Raw genomic sequence first — 26,277 nt, 5'->3', positions numbered from 1 at the left:
GCTACTGCCACGCACCCCGCCCCCTGGGCTCAGGCTGATCGTCGCTGGTCGTACTCATCCACCGCTACCTGGAGACGTTCCACCTGGTCATCCCCTCCGCGACCCAGCCACTAACCATGAATTACTGCCCGCGCCGGCTGCTTGGGTTGTGAAAGAGGATGCCGAACGCAATCTCGATGCCCTTATCGCCGCAGGGGGCCTTACAGAGGAGCTTGTCGGTCTCACGGCGGCGGGCGGAGGACTCACCGCGCCCGATCTTGCCGAACTGACCGGACAAACTCAGCGACGCATCGAATTGGTATTGGGAGGAAGTATCGGGCGCGCGTTCCAGATACGCCCGACACGCTATGCGGCTGACGGTGATGGTGCGCCCCTTGCGGTATATTCCTTTGCACATCAAGAGCTTTTTCTCGGTGCTCGCGAATTGCTGCGGCCATCAGTCATGCAACAGTACCGAGACCGCTTGCATTCTTGGGTGGAAAGTGCCCGCGCAGCAGGATGGCCTGCTACAACACCTGAGTGGGTCCTAATTGGGTATCCTCGAACGCTGGTTGAGCTGCAGGACGCAGACAGGCTCTTCGCGCTAGCTACCGATTCCGTGCGACACGAGCGCATGTGGCAGTTTACTGGTGCTGATATCGATGCCCTAGCCGAGATAACTAACGCGTTTACAGTTCACGGCACCCGTGCGCGTCCTGATATTTCTGTCTGCGTCCGGTTGGCCCATCAGCGTGAGAATCTCGTCGAAAAGACTAGAAATGTTCCCGACGGACTTATTTATGCCTGGGCGCGTATGGGGCACTTGCAACGTGCGGTAGCGCTCGCTGTCCACAGCGCTGGCTCAATTCGACGCTTGGACTATTCCAGCTACATTGTAAAAGCAGTCGGCTCGACACCTGAGTCCCTGGCAGCAGCAGCGGAGATCATCAGAACTCTCGACCCGATTGACAAGCCCTTTGCTCTAGTATGCCTGGGAGAGGCGCTTGTAGAAGTAGGAGATTTGGAGAGAGCGTCGGATATAGCCAGCCAGGCTCGACATTGGGCTCTGGATATTCCCAATGCCTCTCGGCGAGATGAGGCGGCGATGGCCAGTGCCAATTTGCTGGCTCGGGTCGGCAGGGAGGAGGAAAGCGCAGAACTAGCGCGCAGTTTGGTAGATGAGGAGAGGTGGGGAGAAGCTCTCGGCAGTGTTGCGGAGGAGTTGGCTCGTGCAGGGAAACATTCTAAAGCTATCGATTTTGCACGCGAGGCCATCCTATTGGCTGACACCTCTTCAGAGTCGGAGCAGGCCGTGTATGCACTCTGCCTGTCAAGCCGTGCTCTGGCTCTGGCAGGTCTGTGTGATGAAGCCGCTGATATCGCTCGCCAGGCCGTCGACTTGGCTGCGGACCTGGATAGCGACGAAGCTGCGTGGCTTTGTCGAGGGGCATCAATGGCCCTAGCGCAGGCAGGATATGCGTCAGAAGGTGCGGATCTTATTCGGGCTTTGGATAGCGATTGGGATGGAGTACACGCTTTCGGCGACGGCGCAGAAGAACTTGCTCTCAATGGGAAAATGCAGGAAGCGGCATATTTTGCGCGCGAGGCGGAACGGATAGTTTCCGCCATCGGAAATGCGACGCCTCAAGAACCACTGATGGCCGTCGTTGCAAGAGCCTTAGCAGTCTCAGGGAACGTGCACCGCGCTTATGAGATCGGGCTATCTCTTACTAGCTCCAGTGTGATTATTGCGATCGCTCATGCGCTAGCTGATTACAGCCATGCGGATGAGGCTGGCAAACTCGCGCAATACGCAGTCGATGCGTCTGCCGCTATATCGGATAAGTACCGCCAAGGAGAGACCCTCGGCGAAGTCTCTGCACTCCTTGCACGCTGCGGTCGGTTGAATGAGTCTGCTGAGCTCGCGCAATATGTTGCAGACACCGCTCGAACGAAAACGAATCCAACCAGTCATGCAGTAAGTCTTCTTGAAGCCTCAGCCGCACTCTTCTCTTGTGGCCAGATCGGTGAGGCCATAGGGCTTGCAGAACGCGCTGTTGCAGTTTCTGACACCATCGAGGACCTGTTGGGTAGGTGCGAGGTACTTGCGCGATCGGCCCAACTACTTTGCCGGCTAGGAAAAGCCGGAGAAGCGACTGGCGCAGCCCAGAAAGTCGCTCACTTGACTGTTTCGCTTCACAGAAACATGGGTCTCCCGTATCTGCTAATTGCTTTTGAAGTGTTGATCGAAACAGAAAGTTTTGAGGAGATGCTCGATGTCATCAAAACCTCGATTGAACCACCTCAAAGGGTGGAAATCGAGTTTGAGCTATCGATTCGGCTGCTCGAGAGAGGGAGGTTCGAGGAGGCGGTAAAGCTGGCTCGCGATGCCGCAGGCGGCACTCCACACAAGTCTTTGCCTTTTGCAGCTAGAAAAGCGCACAGGAGAATCATCAATGCGCTCGCTGAAGCTGAACTGATGGATGAGGCGATGGCGCTCCTGGAGGAGACTTGCGAGAACAATGAACACGCCGAGATAATTTCCCTTGCAAAACATCTAGTGAGCATTGAACGTGCAGACGACGCAGTCAGTTTTGTCAGTATTGCGGTGAGTCGAGCTCGGGAAGTAAGTCGCAGTCTTGGGGTGATTGGTGCTACGTATTCGGAAGACCGGACGCTAGTTGAGGCTGCGGGAATACTTGCAACCGTTGGGCGCTATAAGGAGGCGGTTGATTGTGCTCTCGCTGTATCTTCTCCGAGATGTCGAATCGACGGGCTTTTGGCTGTTGTGGAGGCGGGCGCTGGTCCCGATGAATTGAAGCAGTCGGTCAAGCTAGTCAAAGCTTCGGTGGCACTTGCTCTTGAAATAGACAATGATTACGTAAAATCTCGCTCATTGCGCTCAATTGTCGGTGCGAAAGCACGATGCGGACTCGTAGAGGAAGCCCTTATCCTCGCGGGCGAGATAGCTGATGATTGCCAGAGGTCGCGAGGTGTCAGTGAGGTTGCTTTAGTGTTGGCGAAGGAGGGTCAAAGGGACAGGGCTGATGTTCTATCCCGGCAAGCAATTGATTTCGCCTCCCGTTCCCACGACCCAGTTAGGCGCGGAAAGGCGATTCGTGATGCATGTCAAGTTCTAGCGCTGACTGCGGTACCGAGAGAAGTAATTGATACTGCCCTGTCCATAGAAGCGCACGATCAGAGATGTGAGGCGCTGGTTGGCGTCGCTAAGTCTTTCGCTCGCTCCATCAAAGCGGAGGACGCAATTGATGCAGTGCTGTGCATACCTGATGAGGATGAGCAGGTATCTACTTTCCGTGAGGTCGCTAGACTACTTATCTCCCAGGGCGGGGGAGAGGAACTTCTGCGTGGTGTGAGAAAGTGCAGCGACCCGTTTTGGCTGGAGACGGCTTTGCCGCTTGTTGTCGAGTCTCGGCGGGGATGGTCGGATGGAATTGTGTTGCTAGCTGAGGCGTTGGCGGTCAAATCCCCTACCTCTCTGATTTCGCTCATTGCTTCTTTTGACGGCCAAGCCGTAAAAACTTATGCCAGATGCCTGATGTCGTAATTGAGAATTGCCATGGGAAGTGTTCCGGTACGACAAAGCGGCTGCCGGCCAGAGGTGGAAGCCCTGCTCGCAGAACTCCCACGCCGTGCGCGGGTCTTGATGCAGTAGAGGAGGTTCTACCGCGTAGGCGCCCTCACGGCTCTCAAGAGCGCTGCGGGTGCAGATACTTAACCGACCTGCACCCATGTCCTACAACGGGCCCCTAATTGGCCGACACGAGGCGGCTCGTGAACCCCTCGGCACACAGGCGTTCATAGGCCGCGGCAACAGAGTCCGGCACCTCTTGCCTGATCATGAACCCTTGCTCGGGGTAGACCAACAGACGCTGCTGGGCCCCAACGAGCATGTCCAGCACGAGACGCGGATCCTTCATGGAGTCGACGTACTCCGAGAGCGTCATGGGCGCCGACGCACTGACGATCGCGACTCCCGGCCAGAGCCTGCGCGCTGTCGCGTAGGCCCGTCGCTCCTCGTACGGCTTGCTCACGAGCAGCACGGATGAGACTTCGACACTTCGCTCGGCGAGTAGTTCGCGTGCGAAGTTGATGTTCTCGCCCGTGTTCCGCGCCCTAGGCTCAACGAGGATCGCCGATGCGGGAACGCCCAATTCCAACGCACGCTCCCGATAGTGCTCGGCTTCCCCCCGTGGCATCCGGTCGCGTGTAGTCCGGCTGGTCGCCCCCGTGAAGAGGATCAGCGGGAACATGCTGCGCTGATACAGGTTCACGGTCGCGTCAGCCACACCCAAGTCATGGCTTCCGAGACCGATGCCGACCGAACAGGGCTGGGGGTCGTGGCGCATCTGCTGAAAATCCCAGAGCAGCTGAGCGTCAGACCACGTCTGCACGGAGATCACTGCGTTGCCCCTTCCGCCGAGTCGGGAACCTTGAAGTCGTAGGCCCAAGCGAAGCGGCTCGCTGCGTGAATGCCAATTGCGAACTCCACTACGGTCCCGTCGACCGTGTACGTGGTTCGGTGGAGTTCTACAACCCACTCGCCCGGCGTCAGCTGGAGTAGTGCGGCCTCCTCTGGCACTGCGGCCCGCGCGAACAGTTCCTCCCGCATGTGGTCAATCTCGTACCCCGCGTCGTAGAGCACGCGGTATCCGCCACCCTTGCCGGCCGGGCCAGGCGTGGGGTCGACAAGCCGTGTCCCCTCGACGTGCTCCGGGCGGTAGTAGCTGGTCAGGGTGTGAGTCGGCTGGTCCCCCTCCTTCACGAGGCGTGCGCGCGCGTACACCTCAGAGCCTTCCGGAAGTCCGTGTGCAGCGGCCACGAGTGGCGTGGCTGGGACGCGACTCACGTTCTGTGTCTGCTCGCCCCGCTTGTGCGCGCGCCCAGAAGCTACGCGGTCGGCGATGAACGCGACCTCGTCCCCGTCGCGCCATTTGGCTTTGTCATACCGAGCGATACCGAGCCGCTTGAGCGGCTCTTGCTTCCGCACAACGGTGCCGTGGCCTCGGGACGAGGTCACCAGGCCTTCGGCCTCCAGCGCCCTGTAGGCCGCGTGAACCGTGGACTTCGACCCCTCACCAGCCTCAACCAGGTCTCGGATATGCGGAAGCTGCCGACCAGGGGGCAGCTCACCGCTCTTGATCTGCTCGGCCAGCTTGTCGGCCAGTTCCCGCCACTTGGGTGCCACGAGCACTCCTCTCAACGACTCCAGTGAAACACAGTCCTAGGACTGTTGACAGTCTCGGGACTGTGCGTCATTGTCATCTCAGGTGCACCGCAGTCCTAGGACAGCGAGCACGTAGGCCGTCCTTTTGGGCTGCTTCGACCTGCGCCCGTCGGCTCTCCGCCGGACCGCATCGCTGAACAACTGCACAGCGTGATCCACCACCGGCAGTCGACCGTGACCGATCCGGCGAGGTGAGTGGAGACCAGCCGACCGAGAGTGGGCCCCCGTCACACCGGGGCTCTACACCCCAGTGGGGGACACGCCCTCGGCTCTAAACCGCAGAACCGCACCACCATCCGCCGCAGCGCGTGACCGCTGCGGCCGGTTGCCTCCCCGCCCGTCCGACCCTTCGCGGTCGTACGGGCGGGGCAGAGGGGAGCCGGACTGTCCAGAACCGCGACCCACGGGAGCGACATGAGCACCGAGACGTTCGAGACCATCCGCTACACCGCTGACGTCGTCGTCACCACGACCGACGGGTACGTCCTGCTGATCGAGCGAGGCTGGGACCCGCACGCCGGCCAGTGGGCGCTGCCCGGCGGGCACGTCGACCCCGGCGAGACCAGCTGCGCCGCGGCTGTCCGCGAGCTGGCCGAAGAGGCCGGCGTGTACGCGGCGCCGGAGGAACTGACCCAGGTCGGCACCTGGGACGCCCCCGGCCGCGACCCGCGCGGCCGGTACGTCACCGTCGCCTACCAGCTCACCGTCATCCCCGGCACGTCCGCCGAAGCCGGTGACGACGCGGTCAACGTCCGCTGGTGGCCGCTCGCCGACCTTCCGCCGCTGGCGTTCGACCACGCCGACATCATCGCCGCCGTCACAGCGTCGACCGTCTGACCCACCTGTTTCGTCCCGGTCCCGCCGCCTGCCGGCGGGGTCGTGACGGCGCCGGATCGAATCCGGCCCGGGGCGCTGCCACCCACTGGGGTGGCTACCACCAGAACGGCGCGCGGCCCCGGTGCTGGAACACCGGGGCCGCTGTTCGGGCCGTTCCACCACGAGGAGAAAACGACCCATGCAGATCATCGCTGCACTTCAGGGCCTTGTCACGGCCGAGTCGCTCGACGTCGAGCCGACGGCGGCAGAGCTGGACGCGATCGAGCAGGAGATGCCGCTCATCCGGGCGGAGGTCGAGTTGCTGGATGCGCAGATCATGACCATCGACCGCCCGGCGAACGAGCTGGACACCCGGCGCATCCGCCGGGCCCGTAACCGGGTCCTGGTGGTGCGGCGGGACCTCGCCAACCGCGTTTCCGGCACGGCGGCGTCCGGGGGCGCGGCATGAGCAAGCAGATCTTCGGAGCGCAGATGTCGCTGCGCTGCTGCGGGACCACCACTCCGGAAGTGACGGCCGGTCCGTGCTGGCAGGTGTTCGTGGCCATGTCCGGACGGGTCAGTGAGTGGCCCACCTACACGTGGCCGACGTCCAGCGACGTTCCGACCCCTGACCAGCGCCTGGAAGCGCTGTCGGAACTCGGGTTCGCCCTCGCCGAGGGCGCTGAATGGGAGTGGACGGAGGACACCGGGCCGGAGTACCACCCGCACCCGGTGCGCGTCGCGCTGCTGGGCGCGGTCAAGGTCCGGTCGCTGGACGGGAGTGCGGCATGAACGCCAAGACCGTACTGCCCGCCGTCGGCATGACGGCCGTCTCCATGGTCCTCACCCTGGCCGTCGTGGTGATGTGGCTGGGTACGGCGATGCCGTGGCCGGTCGCGCTGGTCGTCGGTCTCGGGATCGACGGCGGATGGCTCGCCACCCTCGCCTACGAACGCCGCCTCGCCGCGCAGGGCGACCACTCCACCCCAGTCACCGCCGTCGGCTGGTCCTTCGGCCTCATCGCCACCGGCGTCCTGATCGCCCACGCCCTCACCGAGGAATCGGCCGGCGCGTGGCTGGCCGTCGCCTGGCTCCCCATCGCCGCCAAAGCACTCTGGCTCGTGCACGGACTGTGGGAGCGCACCGCACTCACCGGTGAGGCGCTGAACGCGATCCAGGGCATTCAGCAGGAAGCGCGCGACGAAGCCGCGGTTGCCCGTGCCCGTCTCCGGGCGGAAGCCTCCACGGAGGAGACGCGGCTGACGGCCGTGACGCAGGCCGGTGCCCGCGTCGCACACGTCCAAGCCCGCACCGCTGACACTCTGTCCCGGGCCTGGTCCACGCTGGAATCGGCAAGGGATGGTGAGGACACCGGACGGGCGCTGACCAGCGTGACGAGCCGCGTCACGCCCGGAGTCACACCCCGCTGGGAACTCCCCGTCTGGGGCCCCACAGAGCCTGTTTCCGCGTTCGCGCTGGAGTCTGCTGGCGCCCTCACCGATGACGCCCTGGACGCGCTCGTCGACCAGATCCGGCACAGCGAGACCCCGGCCCTGTCCTACCGGGAGATGGCGTCACGGTTCCGGACCGCTGGCCACTCCGCCTCAGAGGTCCGCCTGCGGGCCGCGTGGAAGCGCGTGGCTGCGTGATGGCGACACTGCCTGTCTACCAGTGGCGCCTGGCCCCGGACGGATATGCCACCCGCCGCCAGCTCCGTGCCCTCGGGCTCCGGCCCGGCGGGCAGGACGTGGCCGCGCAGCTGGAGCGGCCCCGCCGACGGCGCGGTCCGCTGGTCGCCTACCTCTACCGCGTCGACCGGGCCAAGTCCGTACGTCCCATGACACCCGCCCGCCGGGCCGCCCTGGAAGCGGCCATGCGGGCCCGCCGGACCTGCACCAACTGCCGGACCGATGCCGGGTACTGCATCCCGCGCTCCCTCGGCATGTGCGTGCCCTGCTCGGACCTTGAGACTGCCGCCTGACCTGCGGCAAGAGACGGAGATGACGTGAAGCTGGACGTCAGCACACACAAGCTCTTCGGCTACGGATCCACCCTGCGCACCGCCAAGCGCCTGAGCGAAGAGGCCGTACGGATCGTGGAGCGTTCCGTGGCTGGCCGCATGCCCGACGTGAAGGTCGTCCTCACCGGGGAGCGGAACCTGGCCGAGGTGACCACGGCCGCCGAGTGGGAGACCGCAGGATGCACCGACAAGCGGGTCCAGGCCCGGGCGCTGCGGGACGCGAAGCGGCACGCCCGGGAAGTCGCCGGGCGGTCCATCCCGCTCGCCGACGGCGGGGTCCTGGTCGTCATCAACGTCGACCAGCACCCCAACGAAGCCACATTCGCGATCACCCTCGTTCACGAACTGGTCCACGCGATGCAGACCAGCCGCAAGGACGTCCGTGACCGGCTCGTCGCAGGCCTGCGCCACGACCTCGGTGTCGAGCGCCTGTCACGCCGGCAGAGCCGTGAGATCGACCGGCTGCTGGAAGCCGACGAGAAGGAGGCGTACGGCGCCGAGTACCTCGCCGGCCGCCTCGTCCCCGCCGCAGCAGCCTGACCCCCACCCCCACACCATTCCGCCTTCCTCGCCCCTGGCATCCCGGGGCAGTCAGGAGTCGTTCCGCCATGAGCGACAACGTCGTTCCCCTCTTCGAAAAGACCACCCCCACCCCCCTGGAGCCCGCTCCGGTCGACGCGGCTGCTGTAGCAACTCCAGCCGCTGAAAAGCCGCCTGTGCCCCTGTGGGTGCGCTCCGCACGCGGCATCCGCACGGTGGCCACGCACGAGACCACCAAGACCGCCTGCCGGGCCACCGCTCGCCACGGCCTGTACGTGCTGGGTGGGACACGGATCGTGGCCCGTCGCACGTGGGAGGGCCGCACCGCCTCCCGCTATGAGCGCATGCTCCGTGCGGCAGAAGCCGCGGGGAACATGGAAGCCGCCACCGAGTGGGAAGAGCGCGGGCAGCGCTTCCGCCACGAACGACACCGCCGCCGCATGGACCTGCTCACCGCACCCATGGACGCCGCCAAAGGCATCGCCGCCGGGCTCGGCATCGGGGCCGGTGGCCTCTTGCTCCTCGGCATCATGCTCGCCGTCGCCAACAAGGACTGGACCGACATCGGCGCCCCGACCATGGCGCTGATCGAGCTGGTCCGCTGGATCGTCTTCATCATCACCGTGACCTGGGGCCCCCTCGTCACGATCGGCCCGTGGGCCGTCCTGCTCGGCCTGTGGGCCGTGGGCAAGAACCAGCAGGCCGCCCCACAGTGGGCCCTGCCCGCCAACGCCCGCTCCGGTGAGGGGGAGCCGATCACCCCCTCCATCGTCGTCCTCGCGCTCCGGAACCTCGGTATCGCTCCGCTGCGCAGCGCCATCAAGGAGATGGGCGACGCCGGCGCTTCCATGCTGGGCCCGATCCGGATCGCCGGATGCGGCGTAGAAGTCGACGTGACCCTGCCCTCCGGCGTCTCCACCAACGAAGTGCAGAACCGGCGCCGCAAACTCGCCGAGAACCTGGCCCGCCATGAGCACGAAGTGTTCATCACGATCCCGCAGGCCGCCCGCACCGTCCGGCTCTGGGTCGCCGACAGTGGCGCGCTGGACGAGCCGATCGGCCCGTCCCCGCTCACCACCGACCAGGACCTCACCGCGAACTACAAGACCGGCAAGGCCCCGTGGGGCCAAGACCTGCGCGGCGACGCCGCAGCTCTCAGCCTCTACCAGCGCCACCTCCTCATCACCGGCCTGTCCAACCAGGGCAAGACCGCAGCCTTGCGGGCCCTCGCGCTGTGGCTGGCCCTGGACCGCGCGGTGGAGTTCCGGCTTGCCGACCTGAAGGGCGCCGGGGACTGGGCCATGTTCGATGGCCTGGCCACGGTGCTGATCCAGGGGCCGACTGACGACCACGTCATCCAGGCAACCGAGATGCTGGAAGGCGGCGTGAGCGAGATGGAACGCCGTCTCCAGGCGCCGCCCGGCACTGTCTTCCCGCCGCTCGTGCTGCTGGTCGACGAGGCGCAGGTGGCGTTCATGTGCCCAGTCGTCGACAGCGAGAAGCGACCGTACGGCGGGTCCAAGGCCACCTCCCGCTACTTCATGGCCGCGAGGAAGATTCACAACCAGGGCCGGGCCGTGAACGTGACCCTGTGGCAGGGCACGCAGGACCCGACCGACCAGAACCTTCCCAAGCTGGTCCGCGAGGGCGCCCACACCCGCGCGTCCCTCGCGCTCGGCACCGAGTCGCAGGCCCGCATGGCGCTCGGTGACAAGGCCGTCGACGGCGGAGCCGCCCCGAACCTCCTCCGCCCGGGGCTCGACAAGGGAACCCTCGTTGTCGCCTCCGACGGCATCGCGATCCCCGCCGGCCAGGCGTCCATCACCGTGCGCACGCACTTCATCGACACCGACACCGCCGCTCTCATCACCGCCCGCGCCCGCGCCATGCGCGACGGGGTCACCACCCTCCACGTCATCGAGCGCGACGAGGAACGGGACCCGCTCGCCGACATCGCCACCGTCATCGCCGACGCACCCCGGCTGTTCACACAGGACGTCCTGCAGCGGCTCACGGCGTTGAGCGCGGACGTCTACGGCGGATGGACCAACGGTGACCTCAAGCGGGTGCTCGAAGCCTGGGGCGAGGAGCCGAAGAAGTCCCACGGCCGCATGGTCGTCCACCGCGATCACGTCCTGCGTGCCCTGTCCAACCGCGACGCCGACGATTCCGCTTCCGCCACCCAGTAGCGGGGAGGCGAGCACCCTCCCGCGGGGGAGGCGGGGAGAACTCCCCAACCGCCTCCCCAACCCGCCTCCCCCGCACTGATCAGCGGAAACACCGGTTCGGGGAGGCGGGGAATCACCCCAGCTCAACACCCCCGCACCCCCCTCACAGCGCCTCCCTCAGGGGGTACTTCCGCCTCCCTGACCCAGCAGAGGAAGGGATTCCGCATGTTCCCCGAGAACACCGGCCACCGGCCCGCCGAGCAAGCCGTGACCATCCACCACCCCGCCCCCATCACGCCCTACCCGGCCGCACCGGTCATCCCGGTACAGCCCGGCGGCGTGCCGTCGGTGACCTCGATCGTGCTGCCGGACGGGCGGGTCATCACCGGCTACGCCATCGACCACAACCGGCCCGAGCCGGGCACCGCCAAGCCGCTCGTGTCGCGTACGGCGGTGAACATCGCGCTCGGCGGAATCGGGTTCGGCGCCGTTTGCGGCGGGCTGGTCCTGCTGACCACGTTCATCGCCGCCCTCGCGGCCCTGGTCCAGCAGCTCATCATTCTGGCCGCCGTCATCTTCGGCGGCTTCATCGCCATCCAGGTCCTCACCGCCAGCCGTGAACGCGGCACCACGACGGTGAACATCCGCAAGGCCGTCATCAAGCGCAACCACTTCCACAGCTAGCTACGCCGACGGCGGCCCCCAACCTCACGCCAATGAAACCGGGGCCGCCGTCGTCTGCCAGCACCCTCATCAGAGAACTGGAGACATCCAGCATGACTCAACCTGTCCTAATCCGGCGAGGCCCCGGCCACCGGCCCCGTTTGCTGGACCTCTACTGCTGCCAGGGCGGCGCGGCCAAGGGCTACACGGATGCCGGGTTCGAGGTGACCGGCGTCGACAGCGCCCCGCAGCCGCTGTACCCGTACCGGTTCGTCCAGGCCGACGCGATCCAGTACCTGCTCGCACACGGCGGGGAGTTCGACTTCGTCCACGCCTCGCCGCCCTGCCAGCGCTACAGCCGCGCGCAGAAGATCCAGCACCGCGCCCACCCCGACCTCATCGCCCCCACCCGGGCCGCCCTCGAAACGGCCGGCCGCCCCTGGGTCATCGAGAACGTCGAAGAGGCCGCCGGAGAACTCCGGGACCCGGTGACGATGTGCGCCGCCGCATTCGGGATGCGCACCTACCGCCACCGCCTCTTCGAGACCTGCGGCTTCACCATCACCCCGCCCCAGCATGGCGCCCACCTGGCGCCGCTCACCAAGATGGGCCGCCCCCGCGCCGCCCGGCACTTCGCCCACTACGTCGGCAACTTCAGCGGCGTCCAGGAAGCACGCGACGACATGAACGTGCCGTGGATGACGCGCGACGGCATCCGCGAGTGCATCCCCCCGGCCTACACCCAGTGGATCGGCACCGCCGCCCTCCAGGCCCTGGCACTGCTGGGGGTGGCCGCGTGAACGCCCGCGTCCTGCCCTTCCGCAAGCCCAACGGGTTACGGCTCCTGGACGCCTGCTGCGGAGCCGGTGGCCTGTCCATGGGCTACTACCTCGCCGGATACGACATCGTCGGCGTCGACATCAACCCGATGCCGAACTACCCCTTCGAGTTCGTCCAGGCCGACGCCGTCGACTACGTCGCCGAACACGGGCACAGGTTCGACCTCATCCACGGATCGTGGCCCTGCCAGTACTTCGCCCGCGTCACCGCCTGGCGCGGCAACCGCGACGACCACGAAAACCTCATCCCCGCCGGCCGCCAGGCCATGCAGTCCACCGGCCGCCCCTGGGTCATCGAGAACGTCCCCGAAGCGTCCTGGTGCGGGGCCCTGCGTCCCGACTACCTGCTGTGTGGGTCGCAGTTCGGGCTCAACGTCCGCCGCCACCGCGTCTTCGAAACGTCCTGGGGCGGCGGCGGGGACCTGCTCCCGCCCTGCTGGCACCACAAGGGCCTCCTCCCCTTTGAGCACAAGGGCGAGCGCGCCTACGCCGACGCCATGGGCTGCACCTGGATGAACAAGACCGAAGCCCGCCAAGCCGTACCCCCCGCCTACACCCAATGGATCGGCCAGCAGTTCCTCACCTACGAGAAGGAGGCCGCAGCATGAGCACCCACCTGGCCACCGCCCTCACCCTGGCCGCACGAAACGTCCCCGTCCTGCCGCTGCGAGCCGGAAAGCTCCCGTTCGGTAACTGCCCTGCCTGCCGGGACAACGCCTGTGGCGGCCGGCCGACCATGAAAACGGCCGGGCCGTGCCAGTGCCCTCGCCCCTGCCACGCGTGGGCTGCCGCCACCACCGACCCCGCCGTCCTCACCGGGCCCGCTTGGGCGTCGGCCTGGAGGCAGACCGCTGCGGTGGCTTACCACCCCGGCGGGACCGGTCTGACCGTCGTTGACCTCGACCACGCCGACGCCATCGCCTGGGCCCGCGAGACGCTCCCCGCCACCCGCACCGTGCCCACGACGCGCGGTGAGCACTGGATCTACCAGGGTGCGATGCAGTCCGCGAACGCCGTCCGTGTCGGCGTCGACATCAAGTCGTCCATGTCCTACGCCCGGTGGCTCGGACCCGGCACCGGCACCATGACCGTCCTTCCTGATGCCGTACTGGCCCTGATCGTCAAGAAGCCGTCGCCGGACCGACCCGTCACTGTGCCCCTTCCGGCCGGGGGCGGGCAGTGCCGTCACCGCACCCCCGCCTATCTGGAGCGCGGCATCGCTATGGCAGAACAGAGCATCACCGAGGCGGCCGGCGGGGTGCACACGACCGTGTACCGCACCTTTCTCGCCGTGCTGTCCGCCCACGGCCGGTGCGGGTGCCTCACCGACGCCCACGCGGAGCGGCTGTTCGCGGCCGCCCAGATGAAGGGCGAGAGCGCCCGGCACTGCACGGATGCGTGGTCCAACGCCCGCACTGCATTGGGGATGTGAGCCATGTCCGAGGACGAGAAAACCCCGGCGCGTGAGGTCATCACCGAGTACGCGCAATCGCACTTCCGGTACTTCCGCACCACCGAGGGCACCGTTTACGCCCAACGGCTCGGCCACCCCGTGGCCCGCCCGATCCGCTCCCAGGGCACAACCGGCAGCCACCGGCAGGAACTCATGGTCGACCTCTTCAACGACGGGGTCGGCGTCTTCAACGGAACCTCGCTCAAGGAGGCATTGGACTTGATCGAAGCACTCGCGCTGAGCCAGGACGTGCAACCCACACACATCCGTGTCGCCCCCGGGTTCGACGGGGCGACGTGGCTGGACCTCGGGCGCGACGACGGTCAGTCCGTCCGCATCCACCCCAACGGGTGGGAGATCAAGGTTCCGGACCCGCGTGAGGTGTGCTGGCGGCGCACCCAGCTCACCGGAGAACTCCCGATGCCCGCCCGGGACACCGAGGGCAAGGGCATCGACCAACTGTTGCGGCTGACGAACTTCGCCACCGCCGACACCGAGAGCCTGGCCCTGGCCTGGCTCATCGGCTGCCTCGGCCCGTCCGTCCCCGTCCCGGCCCCGTTCCTCACCGGCCCGCAGGGTGCGGGGAAGTCGACGGCCGGCCGGATGCTGGTACGGATCATCGAGGGCATGACCGGCGACCTGCGTAGGGCCCCGAAGGACGAAGAGAACCTGATCACGGCCGTTGCCGCAGGATGGGTCACCGCGCTGGACAACCTCTCGCACCTGGCGCCGGACCTGTCCGACCTCATGTGCTGCATCGTCACCGGAGCCGAGAGCATCAAGCGGGCCCTGTTCAGCGACGGGGATGTTGTCCGTTCCCGCTACCGCCGCCCTCTCCTGCTGACCGGGATCGACGTCGGCGTCATCCGCCCGGACCTGGCCGAACGTCTACTGCCGTTGCGTCTGGAACGCCCGAGGGTGCGGCGGACCGAGGCGGAGCTGTGGCGGGAGTTCGAAGAGGCCCTGCCCGTGATCCTCGGCTCTGTCCTCGACTTGGCGGTCAAGGTCCGGGCTGCTGAGGCGGACATCCCGAGTGATCTGCGGATGGCGGACTTCGCCCACCTGTGCGCGCAGTTCGACACAGCCACCAGCCTCCGGGCGCTCCCCGCTTACCGCAGCAGCCTGGACGAGCTGAACGACGACGTCATCGAAGGGGACCTCCTCGCGCAGACCGTCCTCAAGCACGCCTCAGGCCTCGACCCTGGCACCGAGACGCGGATGACGTCCTCGGAGTGGCTGCACCTCCTCAGCGGCCTCTACAGCGGCGACGACTGCCGTCCACTGCCCAAAGGATGGCCCACAACCGGGAAAGTCCTCTCCGACCGCCTCAAACGCCTCCAGCCCACCCTTGCCGCCCGGGGCGTCCTCGTCGACTGGGGCCGCACCAAAGCAGGCCGGTACATCGAAATGACCCGACGCCCGGCCCTGCCGCCCCACGAGCAGCAGTCGCTCTGACCCGCACCTGCGGCCGGGGTACGGACAAGCAAGAGGAGCACCACGCGCCATGGCGGCGGGTGCTCCTCTTGCTGTTCGGCGGAACGCCGCCCGGTGGTCGCGCCGCGAAGCGGCTCCCCACTTCACGCCCGAAGCCGCACCACACCACAACAGACACCCCTCTCTTTTTCCATGAGAAAGGGAAGGCTGCGTCACCCGCGTCACCACAGGCCCTGAAACAGCCCCTGAACTGCGGTGATCGAGGTGACGCAGAACGGTTCGGCTGCGTCACCCCGCGTCACCTGCGTCACCCCGCACCACCTCATGACGCACGCCTGCGTCACCGATGACGCACCCCCAACCGGCTGCGTCATCGCGTAACCGCAGGTCAGGAGGCATGAGTGACGCGGATGACGTGGTGACGCAGAAATCGCAGCCTCGGACACATCTCGCGCTATTTCACCGCCAAGGAGCGAGCCCGTGCACCAGATCCATGCAGCCGCACCCCATGCGGCAGACGACTCGACGCTGGTCCTGCTCACCGTGGAGGAGGCCGCCCGCCGCCTCCGCGTGGGCCGGACCACTTGCTTCGCCCTGATCCGCTCGGGCGCTCTGGAGTCGCTGACGATTGGCACCCTCCGCCGTGTCCCCGCGGACGCCCCGGCTGCGTACCTCGCACGCCGTCGCGCCGAGCGGCATGCCGCCTGAACCACCTCACATACGGGACGCCGCCCCAGCGGGGCGGCGTCCCGTATTCACACCTGAACTTGAAGGAGTCCGCCCGTGGCGGAGAAGAAGCGCACTCGCCGGGCAAACGGTGAAACAGCCGTCTACTTCGGCAAGGACGGCCGTTGGCACGCCCGCGTGCCCATGGGCTACAAGGACAACGGCGAGCCCTACCGCAGGCACATCACCCGCCCGACCGAGGACGCCTTGACCGAAGAGGTCAAACGGCTGGAGAAGCAGCGTGACCAGGGAACTGCGCAGCAGCCCGGCAAGCTGTGGACCGTTGAGAAGTGGCTGTGGCACTGGGTCGAGAACATCGCTAGAGACGTCGTCAGCGAGAACACTTACGACGGGTACGAGGTGGCGGTACGCGTGCACCTCGTACCCGGCATCGGCAAGCACCGCATCGACCGCCTGGAACCGGAACACCTGGAGAGCCTGTACCGCCGGATGCAGAATCACGGCAGCAAGGCAGCCACCGCTCACCAGGCCCACCGCACTGCCCGGACCGCCCTCGGTGAGGCGGTCCGCCGTGGCCACGCAGCGAAGAACGCCGCCGCCCTGGCCAAGCCGCCACGGGTGGAAGAGGCGGAAGAGGAGATCGAGCCCTACTCGGTCGAGGAGGTGCAGAGCCTGCTGATTGAGGTAAAAAACCGCCGCAACAGCGCCCGTTGGATGCTGGCGTTGGCTCTCGGCCTGCGGCAGGGGGAGACGCTGGGCCTGCGATGGGTCGACGTGGACCTGGACCACGAGTACCTGAAGCTCCGCCGGAACCGGCTGCGCCCCAAGTACGACCACGGGTGCAAGGAGGCAGCTTCCTGCGGCCGGAAGGCTGGGTACTGCCCGGACCGCAAGCAGGTGCGGCGCGAGACGAAGAACACCAAGTCGCGCGCCGGCCGCCGAGCGGTGCCCCTGCCGGGCCCCTTGGTTGAGATGCTGCGAAAGCACAGGGAGGTACAAACCCGTGAGCGCAAGACCGCCGGCAACCTGTGGACCGAGTCGGACTACGTGTTCACGAAGCCGCTCGGTGGACCGCTCAGCCCGAACACGGACTACCACGACTGGAAGAAGCTGCTGGAGGACGCCGGGGTACGTGACGCGCGGCTGCATGATGCCCGTCACACCGCCGCCACCGTCCTCATGCTGCTCGGCATCCCAGACCGCGTGATCGACCAGATCATGGGCTGGGAGGCAGGCACCTCCTCACGGATGCGCGCCCGGTACCTGCACGTGCCCGACGCCATGCTGAAGGAGGTGGCACAGAAGCTCGCGGACGCCATCTGGGGGCCCGCACCGAACGCTCCTATGGACAAAGACCAGAACAACGAGGGCTGAGACAACGCCGAAGGGCCCCACCGCGAACGGTGGGGCCCTTCAACGTATTGCCCGGTGAGAGCAATGGCGGAGGATACGAGATTCGAACTCGTGAGGGGTTGCCCCCAACACGCTTTCCAAGCGTGCGCCCTAGGCCACTAGGCGAATCCTCCGCGGCAAACAATACAAGACGCCAGGGGGTGCTCGCGAACACGTTCCCCGTAGATCGTTCCGGAGCGCTCTCCGTCCGGATCGTCATGGGGGAGCGGGTGGACGGCGGGGGGCGGGGATCGGCTAAGGTGGGCGTCAGCCCCTCACGTGGCGCTATCTGACTGAACTCCCCCAGGGCCGGAAGGCAGCAAGGGTAGGTCGGCTCTGGCGGGTGCGTGGGGGGCCCTTGCGTGCCCGGGGTGTGGTGTCCCGCCGGGGGCGGTGTCCCGGGGCGGGACCGGTTGTCGGTGCGCCCCGATAACCTCGTATGTGTGTCGTCCCTTGCGCTGTACCGCCGCTATCGTCCCGAGTCCTTCGCCGAGGTCATCGGGCAGGAGCATGTCACTGACCCGTTGCAGCAGGCCCTGCGGAACAACCGGGTCAACCACGCGTACCTGTTCAGCGGGCCGCGCGGCTGTGGAAAGACGACCAGCGCGCGCATCCTCGCCCGCTGTCTCAACTGCGAGCAGGGCCCCACGCCCACGCCCTGCGGGGAGTGCCAGAGCTGCCGGGACCTCGCGCGCAACGGGCCGGGATCGATCGACGTCATCGAGATCGACGCCGCGTCGCACGGTGGCGTGGACGACGCGCGTGACCTGCGGGAGAAGGCCTTCTTCGGGCCCGCGTCGAGCCGGTACAAGATCTACATCATCGACGAGGCCCACATGGTCACCCCGGCAGGGTTCAACGCCCTGCTGAAGGTGGTCGAGGAGCCGCCGGAGCATCTCAAGTTCATCTTCGCGACCACCGAGCCCGAGAAGGTCATCGGCACGATCCGTTCGCGTACGCACCACTACCCCTTCCGGCTCGTACCGCCCGGAACCCTGCGCGGCTACCTCGCGGAGGTCTGCGGCAAGGAAGGCAGCGCGGTCGAGGACGGTGTGCTGCCTCTCGTGGTGCGGGCGGGTGCCGGGTCCGTGCGTGACTCGATGTCCGTCATGGACCAGTTGCTCGCCGGCGCACGCGACGACGGTGTGACATACGCCATGGCGACCTCGCTCCTCGGCTACACGGACGGGTCCCTGCTGGACTCCGTCGTGGAGGCCTTCGCGGCGGGCGACGGGGCCGCCGCCTTCGAGGTCGTGGACCGCGTGATCGAGGGCGGGAACGACCCCCGGCGCTTCGTCGCCGATCTGCTCGAGCGGCTGCGCGACCTGGTGATCCTGGCCGCCGTGCCCGACGCCGGCGAGAAGGGGCTGATCGACGCCCCCGCCGACGTGGTGGAGCGGATGCAGGCCCAGGCGTCCGTCTTCGGCGCCGCGGAGCTGAGCCGCGCCGCCGACCTGGTCAACGAGGGCCTCACCGAGATGCGCGGGGCGACCTCCCCCAGGCTTCAGGTGGAGCTGATCTGTGCACGGGTCCTGCTGCCCGCCGCCTTCGACGACGAGCGTTCGCTGCAGGCCAGGCTGGACCGGCTCGAGCGCGGTGCGGCGGCGTCGTTCGTGCCCGCGAGCCCCGGTCCCGCCATGGGGTACGTCCCGGGGCCGGACGCCCACGGGGCCGGTGGCGGGATGTCCGGCGGCCCGGCCGCCGCCCGTGCTGCCGTTCGGGGCGACGCCCAGGGCGGTGCTCCCGCCGATACGCCGTCGGCCGCGCCCGTCGCCGCGGAGGCCGTGGCACCTCCGGTCGTCCAGCGGTCCCCCGCGCCGTACGAACCCCCGGAGCCGCAGGAGGTCCCGCCCGTCCAGCAGCCCCCGGCCGTCGAGCAGCCTCCGGCCGGACAGCGTCCCGGAGCATGGCCCGCCGCTGCCGGAGCCGGCAGTGGGGCCGAAGCCCCTCGCCGCCCCGGCGGCTGGCCGACGGCTTCCGCGCCCGGCGCCGGTGTCCCGCAGACGCAGGCACAGCCGCCCGCTCCGTCTCCTGACCGGGCAGCACCGGCCCCGGCTTCCGCCCCGGTCGGCCAGGCGCCCGCGCAGGCGGGCCCGGGTACGGCCCAGGGCGCCGCCCAGGTGCGCAACATGTGGCCGGACATCCTGGAGGCCGTGAAGAACCGCCGTCGCTTCACCTGGATCCTGCTCAGTCAGAACGCCCAGGTCACGGGCTTCGACGGCAGCACCCTGCAGATCGGCTTCCTGAACGCCGGTGCACGCGACACCTTCGCGAGCAGCGGGAGCGAGGAGGTGCTGAAGCAGGCGCTGGCCCAGCAGTTCAACGCCAACTGGCGCGTGGACGCGGTCGTCGACCCGTCCGGCGGTGGCGGGATGCCACCGCAGACCGGTGGAGGCGGAGGAGGAGGCCGGCCGCCGGCCGCTCCGTACCAGCCCCCGTCGTCGCCGCAGGCGTCGTCCTACGAACCCCGGCCCGCCCCTGCCGAGCAGGGGCCACCGCCCGTGCAGCCGCCCCCGCAGCAGGATCAGGGCCGCCCCGAACCGTCTTCCTACGACCGGACGGCGCCCGAGCCTCCACGGCCGGTCGCGCCCGAGGACGACACCGCCGAGGCGGACGACCCCGACCTGGTCGACTCCGCGCTCTCCGGGCACGACCTGATCGTCCGCGAACTGGGGGCCACGGTCGTGGAGGAGTTCACCAACGACTGAGGCCGGACGGGCGCCACACCCCCCTGCCATCCGCCCGTGGGCCGGACAACCGCCCTCGGACATCCGCCCGGGAACCGGGCACCGCCTCGGACATCAGTCGTCCCCGCCGGCTTCCGTACAGGACCCCGTGGCCGTCCACGGAGCGGAGCCCGTCGAGGCTCTCCGCCCCCGGCGGCTAGGCTGCACCCCGTGAAGGTCCTCGTCATCGGCGGCGGCGCCCGCGAACACGCCCTGTGCCGCTCTCTCTCCCTCGACCCCGATGTCACCGCTCTGTACTGCGCTCCCGGCAACGCCGGAATCGCAGAGGTGGCCGAACTGCACCCGGTCGACGCACTCGACGGCGACGCCGTCGCGCGCCTCGCCACCGAGCTGGGCGCCGAGCTGGTGGTCGTCGGTCCGGAGGCACCGCTTGTCGCCGGTGTCGCCGACGCCGTCCGCGCGTCAGGCATCCCCTGCTTCGGCCCGTCCCGTGAGGCCGCACTCCTGGAGGGCTCCAAGGCGTTCGCCAAGGACGTCATGGCCGGTGCCAACGTCCCGACGGCCCGGAGCTACGTCTGCACGACGCCCGCCGAGATCGACGAGGCACTCGACGCCTTCGGAGCGCCGTACGTCGTCAAGGACGACGGTCTGGCGGCCGGCAAGGGCGTCGTCGTCACGGAGGACGTGGAAGCCGCCCGCGCGCATGCCCTGGCCTGCGACCGGGTCGTCATCGAGGAGTTCCTCGACGGTCCCGAGGTCAGCCTCTTCGCGATCACCGACGGCACCACCGTGCTGCCCCTCCAGCCCGCCCAGGACTTCAAGCGCGCGCTGGACGGCGACGAGGGCCCGAACACCGGCGGCATGGGCGCGTACTCCCCGCTTCCCTGGGCCGACCCGAAGCTGGTCGACGAGGTCATGCAAACCGTTCTGCAGCCGACCGTCGACGAGCTGCGCCGACGCGGCACCCCGTTCTCCGGGCTGCTGTACGCGGGTCTCGCGATCACCTCACGCGGTGTGCGGGTCATCGAGTTCAACGCCCGCTTCGGGGACCCGGAGACCCAGGTGGTCCTCGCCCGGCTGAAGACCCCGCTGGCCGGTGTCCTGCTCGGTTCCGCCAACGGCACCCTCGACGCCGTACCCGCCCTGACGTGGCACGACGACGCCGCGGTCACGGTGGTCATCGCCTCGCGCAATTATCCGGAGACGCCCCGGACCGGGGATCCGATCGAAGGACTCGCGGACGTCGCGGAGAAGGATGCGCCCCACGCGTTCGTCCTGCACGCCGGCACACGGCAGGACGGCGACGCGGTGGTCAGCGCCGGAGGGCGTGTGCTCTCCGTGACGGCAACCGGCAAGGACCTCACGCAGGCCCGTGAGCGCGCCTACACGGCGCTCGGCCGCATCCGGCTGATCGGCTCCCAGCACCGTACGGACATCGCGCGGAAGGCCGCGGAGCAGGCCTGAGCCGCACCTGTCCGCACCTGTGCCCGGCCCTCCCGCGAGGTGCCGGGCACAGGTGCGTCCGGTGTCTGCCGGGTTCCGCCGGGGTGCTTGCGGGTATCACCGGACCCCTGCTCGTCCGCGCGTCAGCAGCTTTGCCCAAAGCCATTCCATCGGGTGACGGCTCGGCCATCCGGATGACGGCCGCCGAGCCCCCAACTAGGGTGCGGCGCAAGCGTTCCGGCACTTGGCCCACCGGCATTGCGATGTCAGTGACGGGTGCCACAGTGGGGGAGTGACCAACACCGTCGCGGGGGCAGAGGGGGTGACGTACAGCCGTGTCCGGTACCGGTTCGGTTGAGGAGCTGGGCGCGCACGCAGCGCGCGCCAGGGCCCTGGCCCTGCTGCGCATCCGCAGCAGAGCCACCGCCCTGGCGATCCTCCCGGCAGGCGCGGCCGTCGTGCTGCTCGTCGCGAGCGGTCAGGGGCGCCTCGACGGAAGCGCGTGGACCACGGCCGCCTGGGTGGTGACGGCTTGTGCCGTCATGGTGCTCCTGGTCGCCGCCGGGGTGGGCGTCGCCCTTGCGCGCGCGAGGCCGGCGGTCAGCCCGACGGTGCCTCTCACCGAGACGGCGGCCCCCGATCTGTACCGGCTGGTCCGGGATCTCGCCGACCGGCTCGACGTCCCGGCGCCGTCCGCCATAGCGCTGACCCCCGACTGCGACAGCTGGCTGGAGGACCGTACGCACCCCTCCGCCGGACCCGGAGCGTCGGACACGGCCCCGGCGGAAGCCGGACGCGGCCGTCGTGTTCCCGTGGCCCCGGTGCTCGTCATCGGCTCCCCGTTCCTGTGGTGGATGCGGGTCGCCGAGCTGCGCGCGGTGCTCGCTCCCGTCGTCGCGGGCACCGGGCCGTCCGCGCACCCCGACATAGCCGCGGCCCGCCGTTTCGTCCGTGGCCTGGATGCTGCCGTTGCCGATGCCGCCCTCCCCGGGCAGGGCGTCGTCCGCCGCATCCCCACGGCCTTCGTGGGGTGGGTCGCCAAGATGATGCTGCGCGGGTGCCGGGGGCACGCCGCCGAGATGGAGCGCTGTGTCGCCGCCGCCGCGTCGGGCCGCGCGCAGGACGTCGACTACGGCCTGCGGATCCGCGCCCAGGAGCAGGTCGGCCTCGCCTACGCGGGCTGGGACCGGCTGCTGACCCGGGTCGCGCTGCCGGCCTGGCGGATGGGGCGCTGGCCCTCACGGCTCGACGCGGGTGTCGTCTCCGCGCTGACGGAGCTCTCGCGGCGCGACAGGCTCGCGGAAGGTTTCACCGACCGGCTGGGGGAGCGCCCCGCCTGTGACCTCATCGAGGAGCCCGGCGCCGCCGACGAGGCGGCCTCGCTGCTCGCGGCACGGCTCTTCCACGGCGGCCCGGCGGAGCCCGGACCCGGCTGGGCCCCCGTCGACTGGCAGCAGTACCCGGAGGAGGTCGTGGACCGGAAATGGCGTTCGGAGGCGGCCCGGCTGCACCGGGTGCTCGACGCGCTGGGGGTCGCCGCGAGCGTACCGGTGGGGAGACCGGGGGCATCGGGGGCGGATGGGGCGGTGGTTCCCACGCTGGCGCGCGTCATCGATCATCTCGCCGCGCCGGGCGCCGACAGCGACGCGCTCGCGGCCGGGATCGGTGCGGCCGTCGCCCGGGACGAAGCGGGGACCGGGCCGCGTCCGGGGGAGGCCGCCGGCAGCAGCGCTTCGGACGGTTCACCGGCCGGGACGGGCGCCGACGCCCAGGACCTCTGGGGGCCCGTGCCGCTTCCGCTCTTCCCCCTCCAGCCGCCGCGCACGGGCACGGAGCTGCTCGCCGACCATGTGGTGGCGATGGTCTGCTGCGCCGCCGTGGACACCGCGGGAGCGGCGCCCGGCCTCGACTGGCTCGACGGTCCCGCCCTGCTGGTGGACGGCGGCCGCCGGTCGGACCTGGGCGCCCCGGTGCTCAGCCTCGTGGAGGACGGCGACGCGGAGCCGCTGCGCTCCTGGCTCACCGCGGTGGGGGTCCGCGCGGACAAGCCCGTACGCCTGGGCTGAACGACCGTCCGTCTACTTAACGAGCGAAATATTCCGAATGTGCGCTCAATGCCTGGATGAGCTCCTTCCGTTCACATCAATTCGCGACGAAAGGTGACGGACCGTGCGCGTTATGTGATGTGCTGGGGGCCCGCGCCGGCGTCCGGCGCATCGGGTCTCACGGGGGGACGAGGGAGGGGTGCGCGATGGGGGCGGAGCATATTCGGCGGTGGGAATCGGGTGCCCTCGCGCACGCCGTGAGCGACCCCTTCGGAATGGGGCCACTGCCCTGGCTGCGCGGCAGTGAGAACTACTTCGACGACACGGGGCAGGTCGTTCCCTGGTACGCCGACACCGCCCTGGGCCGTAGCGGATCGGGCGGCGGCACGCGGACGGCCGACGACGTGCACCGCCAGATCAAGGGGTTCGTGTCCCCCGGCGCAGCGGCTCCCGGTGAGGCGATCGACTTCCACATCACCGTGGACCCGCCCCAGCAGTTCTCCGTCGACGTCTACCGCATCGGGCACTACGCCGGCGACGGCGCCGCCAAGATCACCACGAGCCCGCGTCTGTCCGGCATCGTGCAGCCTGCGCCGCTGACGGCCGAGCGGACGGTCTCCTGCCACCACTGGTGGCTCTCCTGGCGCCTTCAGATCCCGACGTACTGGTCGGTCGGCGCGTACGTGGCCGTCCTGACCACCGCCGACGGGTACCGCTCGCACATCCCCTTCACGGTCCGCGACGACCACCCGGCGGACCTGCTGCTCCTGCTTCCCGACATCACGTGGCAGGCCTACAACCTCTATCCGGAGGACGGCCGGACCGGTGCCAGCCTCTACCACGCGTGGGACGAGGAAGGCCGGCTGCTGGGGGAGGAGGACGCCGCCGTCACGATCTCCTTCGACCGCCCCTACGCGGGCGCGGGCCTGCCCCTCCACGTGGGCCACGCCTACGACTTCATCCGCTGGGCCGAGCGCTACGGCTACGACCTCGCGTACGCCGACGCCCGCGATCTGCACGCCGGACGGGTCGACCCCAGTCGCTACCGCGGCCTGGTCTTCCCCGGCCACGACGAGTACTGGTCGGTCCCGATGCGCCGCACGGCCGAGCAGGCCCGGGACATCGGCACCTCGCTGGTCTTCCTCTCCGCCAACACCATGTACTGGCAGGTCGGCCTCGGCCTGTCGCCCTCGGGTGTCCCTGACCGCCTGCTCACCTGCCGGAAGCGCCGCGGCCCCGGGAAGCCGGCGCTGTGGCGTGAGGTCGACCGCGCGGAACAGCAGCTGCTCGGCATCCAGTACGCGGGCCGGGTTCCCGAGCCCCACCCCCTGGTCGTGCGGAACGGCGGGCACTGGCTCTGGGAGGCCACCGGGGCCGCGGAGGGCGACGAGATCGCCGGGCTGGTCGCCGGTGAGGCCGACCGCTACTTCCCGCGCACGTCCCTGCCGGAGCACGAGAACCGCATGCTGCTCGCGCACTCGCCGTACAGCGACAGCGAGGGGGCCACCCGGCACCAGGAGACCTCGCTCTATCGCGCGCCCTCGGGCGCCCTCGTCTTCGCTTCCGGCACCTTCGCCTGGTCCCCGGCGCTCGACCGGCCGGGCCACGTGGACGCCCGTGTCCAGCGGGCCACGGCCAATCTCCTCGACCGGATCTGCAAGCGCGACTGACGGGCAGGGCGCAAGCCCCACTGACCGGCACGGCCCTTGGACGTGTGCCCGGGAGGACGCACGTCGGGACACGGGTTCGCGTGCTCCCTACGTCGGTTCCGGGCTTCCGCCGCAGGCCCGGGCGTCACCGCTCGCCGTCCACGGGGGTGACCCCTGTCGGCGCGGCCTCTTCGCATGCGGGACAATCGGAACCACTCCTGGATCAACCTACGCGGAGGCAGCGTGTCCGGTTTCGTAGAAAAGCCCGAGCCCGTGCAGGTGCCGGGGCTCACCCACCTGCACACCGGCAAGGTGCGCGACCTGTACCGGAACGAGGCCGGTGACCTCGTCATGGTCGCCAGCGACCGTATCTCCGCGTACGACTGGGTCCTGCCCACCGAGATTCCCGACAAGGGCCGGGTCCTGACGCAGCTGTCGCTGTGGTGGTTCGACCAGCTCGCCGATCTCGTCCCCAACCACGTCCTGTCGACGGAGCTCCCGGCCGGGGCGCCCGACGACTGGGCGGGCCGCACCCTGATCTGCCGTTCGCTGCGGATGGTCCAGGTCGAGTGCGTGGCGCGCGGTTATCTGACCGGCTCCGGCCTGACCGAGTACGACGCGACCCGCACGGTCTGCGGGCTCGCGCTGCCCGAGGGGCTGGTCGACGGCTCCGAGCTCCCGGCGCCGATCTTCACGCCGGCCACGAAGGCCGCGGTCGGTGACCACGACGAGAACGTGTCGTACGAGGAGGTCGCCCGCGAGGTCGGTGCGGAGACGGCTGCCGTGCTGCGCCGGACGACCCTGGACGTCTACGGGCGGGCCCGGGACATCGCGCGTGAGCGCGGGATCATCCTGGCCGACACGAAGTTCGAGTTCGGCTTCGCGCCCAGCGCCGACGGCGGCGAGGAACTGATCCTGGCGGACGAGGTGCTGACCCCGGACTCGTCGCGTTTCTGGCCCGCCGAGAGCTGGGAGCCCGGCAGGGCGCAGCCGTCGTACGACAAGCAGTTCGTGCGGGACTGGCTGACGTCTCCGGCCTCCGGCTGGGACCGCCGCGGCGAGGAGCCGCCGCCGGCGCTTCCGCAGGAGATCGTCGAGGCGACCCGCGCCAAGTACCTGGACGCGTACGAGCTTCTCACCGGTCTCAGCTGGGCGGCCGACGGCCGCTGACGGAACGGAAGAAGGCCTCGGTCGCGATGACCGGGGCCTTCTTT

General features: G+C 68.6%; 22 protein-coding genes, 1 tRNA gene and 1 other RNA gene. 21 read left to right on the top strand and 3 right to left on the bottom strand.

Annotated features, from left to right (window positions below):
- The first annotated feature begins 148 nt into the window (after positions 1-148).
- Positions 149-3,547: a tetratricopeptide repeat protein gene (locus tag OG206_RS15790; RefSeq protein WP_327116491.1), complete on the top strand. Its 3,399-nt coding sequence runs from the start codon at positions 149-151 to the stop codon at positions 3,545-3,547.
- Between the two features lie 202 nt (positions 3,548-3,749).
- Here OG206_RS15790 and OG206_RS15785 read toward each other — a convergent pair whose 3' ends face one another.
- Positions 3,750-4,403: a YdcF family protein gene (locus OG206_RS15785; RefSeq protein ID WP_327116489.1), complete on the bottom strand. Its 654-nt coding sequence runs from the start codon at positions 4,401-4,403 to the stop codon at positions 3,750-3,752.
- Positions 4,400-5,188 carry a GntR family transcriptional regulator gene (locus tag OG206_RS15780; protein ID WP_327116487.1) on the bottom strand — a complete coding sequence of 263 codons (789 nt, stop codon included), beginning with the start codon at positions 5,186-5,188 and terminating at the stop codon, positions 4,400-4,402. The genes OG206_RS15785 and OG206_RS15780 overlap by 4 nt, the downstream gene beginning before the upstream one ends.
- A gap of 453 nt (positions 5,189-5,641) precedes the next feature.
- Here OG206_RS15780 and OG206_RS15775 point away from each other — a divergent pair, with 453 nt between their 5' ends.
- From OG206_RS15775 to OG206_RS15710, 14 genes are all read left to right on the top strand, one after another.
- A complete protein-coding gene (locus OG206_RS15775) occupies positions 5,642-6,064 on the top strand; it encodes an NUDIX hydrolase (protein ID WP_327116485.1) in 423 nt (140 codons plus the stop codon).
- 178 nt (positions 6,065-6,242) lie between these two features.
- Positions 6,243-6,512, top strand: coding sequence for a DUF6284 family protein (locus OG206_RS15770; RefSeq protein WP_327116483.1), 270 nt, complete (start codon positions 6,243-6,245; stop codon positions 6,510-6,512).
- The gene (locus OG206_RS15765; protein ID WP_275317660.1) at positions 6,509-6,835 is read left to right on the top strand and encodes a DUF6303 family protein; all 327 of its coding nucleotides are present in this window, start codon (positions 6,509-6,511) and stop codon (positions 6,833-6,835) included. Before OG206_RS15770 ends, OG206_RS15765 begins: the two co-directional genes overlap by 4 nt.
- Positions 6,832-7,692 (top strand): protein spdB, encoded by an 861-nt coding sequence (locus tag OG206_RS15760; protein WP_327116479.1) that lies wholly within the window; start codon positions 6,832-6,834, stop codon positions 7,690-7,692. Before OG206_RS15765 ends, OG206_RS15760 begins: the two co-directional genes overlap by 4 nt.
- Entirely contained in the window at positions 7,692-8,024 is a 333-nt protein-coding gene (locus OG206_RS15755) for an RRQRL motif-containing zinc-binding protein (protein WP_327116477.1), read from the top strand. The genes OG206_RS15760 and OG206_RS15755 overlap by 1 nt, the downstream gene beginning before the upstream one ends.
- 24 nt (positions 8,025-8,048) lie before the next feature.
- Positions 8,049-8,603, top strand: a complete 555-nt coding sequence (locus OG206_RS15750; RefSeq protein ID WP_327116475.1) for a hypothetical protein — start codon at positions 8,049-8,051, stop codon at positions 8,601-8,603.
- Between the two features lie 68 nt (positions 8,604-8,671).
- Positions 8,672-10,792 carry an ATP-binding protein gene (locus OG206_RS15745; RefSeq protein WP_327116473.1) on the top strand — a complete coding sequence of 707 codons (2,121 nt, stop codon included), beginning with the start codon at positions 8,672-8,674 and terminating at the stop codon, positions 10,790-10,792.
- 204 nt (positions 10,793-10,996) lie between these two features.
- Positions 10,997-11,455, top strand: a complete 459-nt coding sequence (locus OG206_RS15740; protein WP_327116471.1) for a hypothetical protein — start codon at positions 10,997-10,999, stop codon at positions 11,453-11,455.
- Between the two features lie 92 nt (positions 11,456-11,547).
- Positions 11,548-12,234, top strand: a complete 687-nt coding sequence (locus OG206_RS15735; RefSeq protein ID WP_327116469.1) for an SAM-dependent methyltransferase — start codon at positions 11,548-11,550, stop codon at positions 12,232-12,234.
- Entirely contained in the window at positions 12,231-12,881 is a 651-nt protein-coding gene (locus tag OG206_RS15730) for a DNA cytosine methyltransferase (protein WP_327116467.1), read from the top strand. The genes OG206_RS15735 and OG206_RS15730 overlap by 4 nt, the downstream gene beginning before the upstream one ends.
- Positions 12,878-13,705 carry a bifunctional DNA primase/polymerase gene (locus OG206_RS15725; protein ID WP_327116465.1) on the top strand — a complete coding sequence of 276 codons (828 nt, stop codon included), beginning with the start codon at positions 12,878-12,880 and terminating at the stop codon, positions 13,703-13,705. Before OG206_RS15730 ends, OG206_RS15725 begins: the two co-directional genes overlap by 4 nt.
- Before the next feature lie 3 nt (positions 13,706-13,708).
- The gene (locus OG206_RS15720) at positions 13,709-15,181 is read left to right on the top strand and encodes an ATP-binding protein (protein WP_327116463.1); all 1,473 of its coding nucleotides are present in this window, start codon (positions 13,709-13,711) and stop codon (positions 15,179-15,181) included.
- Positions 15,182-15,640: 459 nt separating this feature from the next.
- On the top strand, positions 15,641-15,868 hold the full coding sequence (locus tag OG206_RS15715; RefSeq protein ID WP_327116461.1) for an excisionase family DNA-binding protein: 228 nt from the start codon (positions 15,641-15,643) through the stop codon (positions 15,866-15,868).
- 75 nt (positions 15,869-15,943) lie between these two features.
- Entirely contained in the window at positions 15,944-17,221 is a 1,278-nt protein-coding gene (locus OG206_RS15710) for a tyrosine-type recombinase/integrase (protein WP_327116459.1), read from the top strand.
- A gap of 64 nt (positions 17,222-17,285) precedes the next feature.
- Here OG206_RS15710 and OG206_RS15705 read toward each other — a convergent pair.
- Positions 17,286-17,373: transfer RNA gene (locus OG206_RS15705), tRNA-Ser, on the bottom strand.
- A 133-nt stretch (positions 17,374-17,506) separates the two neighbouring features.
- Here OG206_RS15705 and ffs point away from each other — a divergent pair.
- The 6 genes from ffs (at position 17,507) to OG206_RS15675 (ending at position 26,233) form a co-directional block, all read left to right on the top strand.
- Positions 17,507-17,601: signal recognition particle sRNA small type (gene ffs, locus OG206_RS15700), an RNA gene on the top strand.
- 81 nt (positions 17,602-17,682) lie between these two features.
- Complete coding sequence (locus OG206_RS15695) at positions 17,683-19,947, top strand: DNA polymerase III subunit gamma and tau (RefSeq protein WP_327116457.1); 2,265 nt, start codon at positions 17,683-17,685, stop codon at positions 19,945-19,947.
- A 189-nt stretch (positions 19,948-20,136) separates the two neighbouring features.
- Positions 20,137-21,390 (top strand): phosphoribosylamine--glycine ligase, encoded by a 1,254-nt coding sequence (gene purD, locus OG206_RS15690; protein WP_327116455.1) that lies wholly within the window; start codon positions 20,137-20,139, stop codon positions 21,388-21,390.
- A 314-nt stretch (positions 21,391-21,704) separates the two neighbouring features.
- Positions 21,705-23,435, top strand: a complete 1,731-nt coding sequence (locus OG206_RS15685) for a hypothetical protein (protein WP_327116453.1) — start codon at positions 21,705-21,707, stop codon at positions 23,433-23,435.
- A 185-nt stretch (positions 23,436-23,620) separates the two neighbouring features.
- Positions 23,621-25,084 carry a N,N-dimethylformamidase beta subunit family domain-containing protein gene (locus OG206_RS15680; RefSeq protein ID WP_327116451.1) on the top strand — a complete coding sequence of 488 codons (1,464 nt, stop codon included), beginning with the start codon at positions 23,621-23,623 and terminating at the stop codon, positions 25,082-25,084.
- A 222-nt stretch (positions 25,085-25,306) separates the two neighbouring features.
- Positions 25,307-26,233: a phosphoribosylaminoimidazolesuccinocarboxamide synthase gene (locus OG206_RS15675; protein ID WP_327116449.1), complete on the top strand. Its 927-nt coding sequence runs from the start codon at positions 25,307-25,309 to the stop codon at positions 26,231-26,233.
- Positions 26,234-26,277 lie beyond the last annotated feature (44 nt).

It is taken from the genome of Streptomyces sp. NBC_01341 (genome assembly GCF_035946055.1).
In the GTDB taxonomy this organism is placed as follows: domain Bacteria; phylum Actinomycetota; class Actinomycetes; order Streptomycetales; family Streptomycetaceae; genus Streptomyces.
Note: the sequence above shows the minus strand (reverse complement) of the source record. Positions and strands in the feature narration are given on the sequence as shown.

Bases quoted from the DNA above. Each gene is read 5' to 3' on its own strand.
- OG206_RS15775 (WP_327116485.1), top strand. From the start codon at position 5,642: ATGAGCACCGAGACGTTCGAGACCATCCGCTACACCGCTGACGTCGTC.
- OG206_RS15770 (WP_327116483.1), top strand. From the start codon at position 6,243: ATGCAGATCATCGCTGCACTTCAGGGCCTTGTCACGGCCGAGTCGCTC.
- OG206_RS15765 (WP_275317660.1), top strand. From the start codon at position 6,509: ATGAGCAAGCAGATCTTCGGAGCGCAGATGTCGCTGCGCTGCTGCGGG.
- OG206_RS15760 (WP_327116479.1), top strand. From the start codon at position 6,832: ATGAACGCCAAGACCGTACTGCCCGCCGTCGGCATGACGGCCGTCTCC.
- OG206_RS15755 (WP_327116477.1), top strand. From the start codon at position 7,692: ATGGCGACACTGCCTGTCTACCAGTGGCGCCTGGCCCCGGACGGATAT.
- OG206_RS15745 (WP_327116473.1), top strand. From the start codon at position 8,672: ATGAGCGACAACGTCGTTCCCCTCTTCGAAAAGACCACCCCCACCCCC.
- OG206_RS15740 (WP_327116471.1), top strand. From the start codon at position 10,997: ATGTTCCCCGAGAACACCGGCCACCGGCCCGCCGAGCAAGCCGTGACC.
- OG206_RS15735 (WP_327116469.1), top strand. From the start codon at position 11,548: ATGACTCAACCTGTCCTAATCCGGCGAGGCCCCGGCCACCGGCCCCGT.
- OG206_RS15725 (WP_327116465.1), top strand. From the start codon at position 12,878: ATGAGCACCCACCTGGCCACCGCCCTCACCCTGGCCGCACGAAACGTC.
- OG206_RS15720 (WP_327116463.1), top strand. From the start codon at position 13,709: ATGTCCGAGGACGAGAAAACCCCGGCGCGTGAGGTCATCACCGAGTAC.
- OG206_RS15680 (WP_327116451.1), top strand. From the start codon at position 23,621: ATGGGGGCGGAGCATATTCGGCGGTGGGAATCGGGTGCCCTCGCGCAC.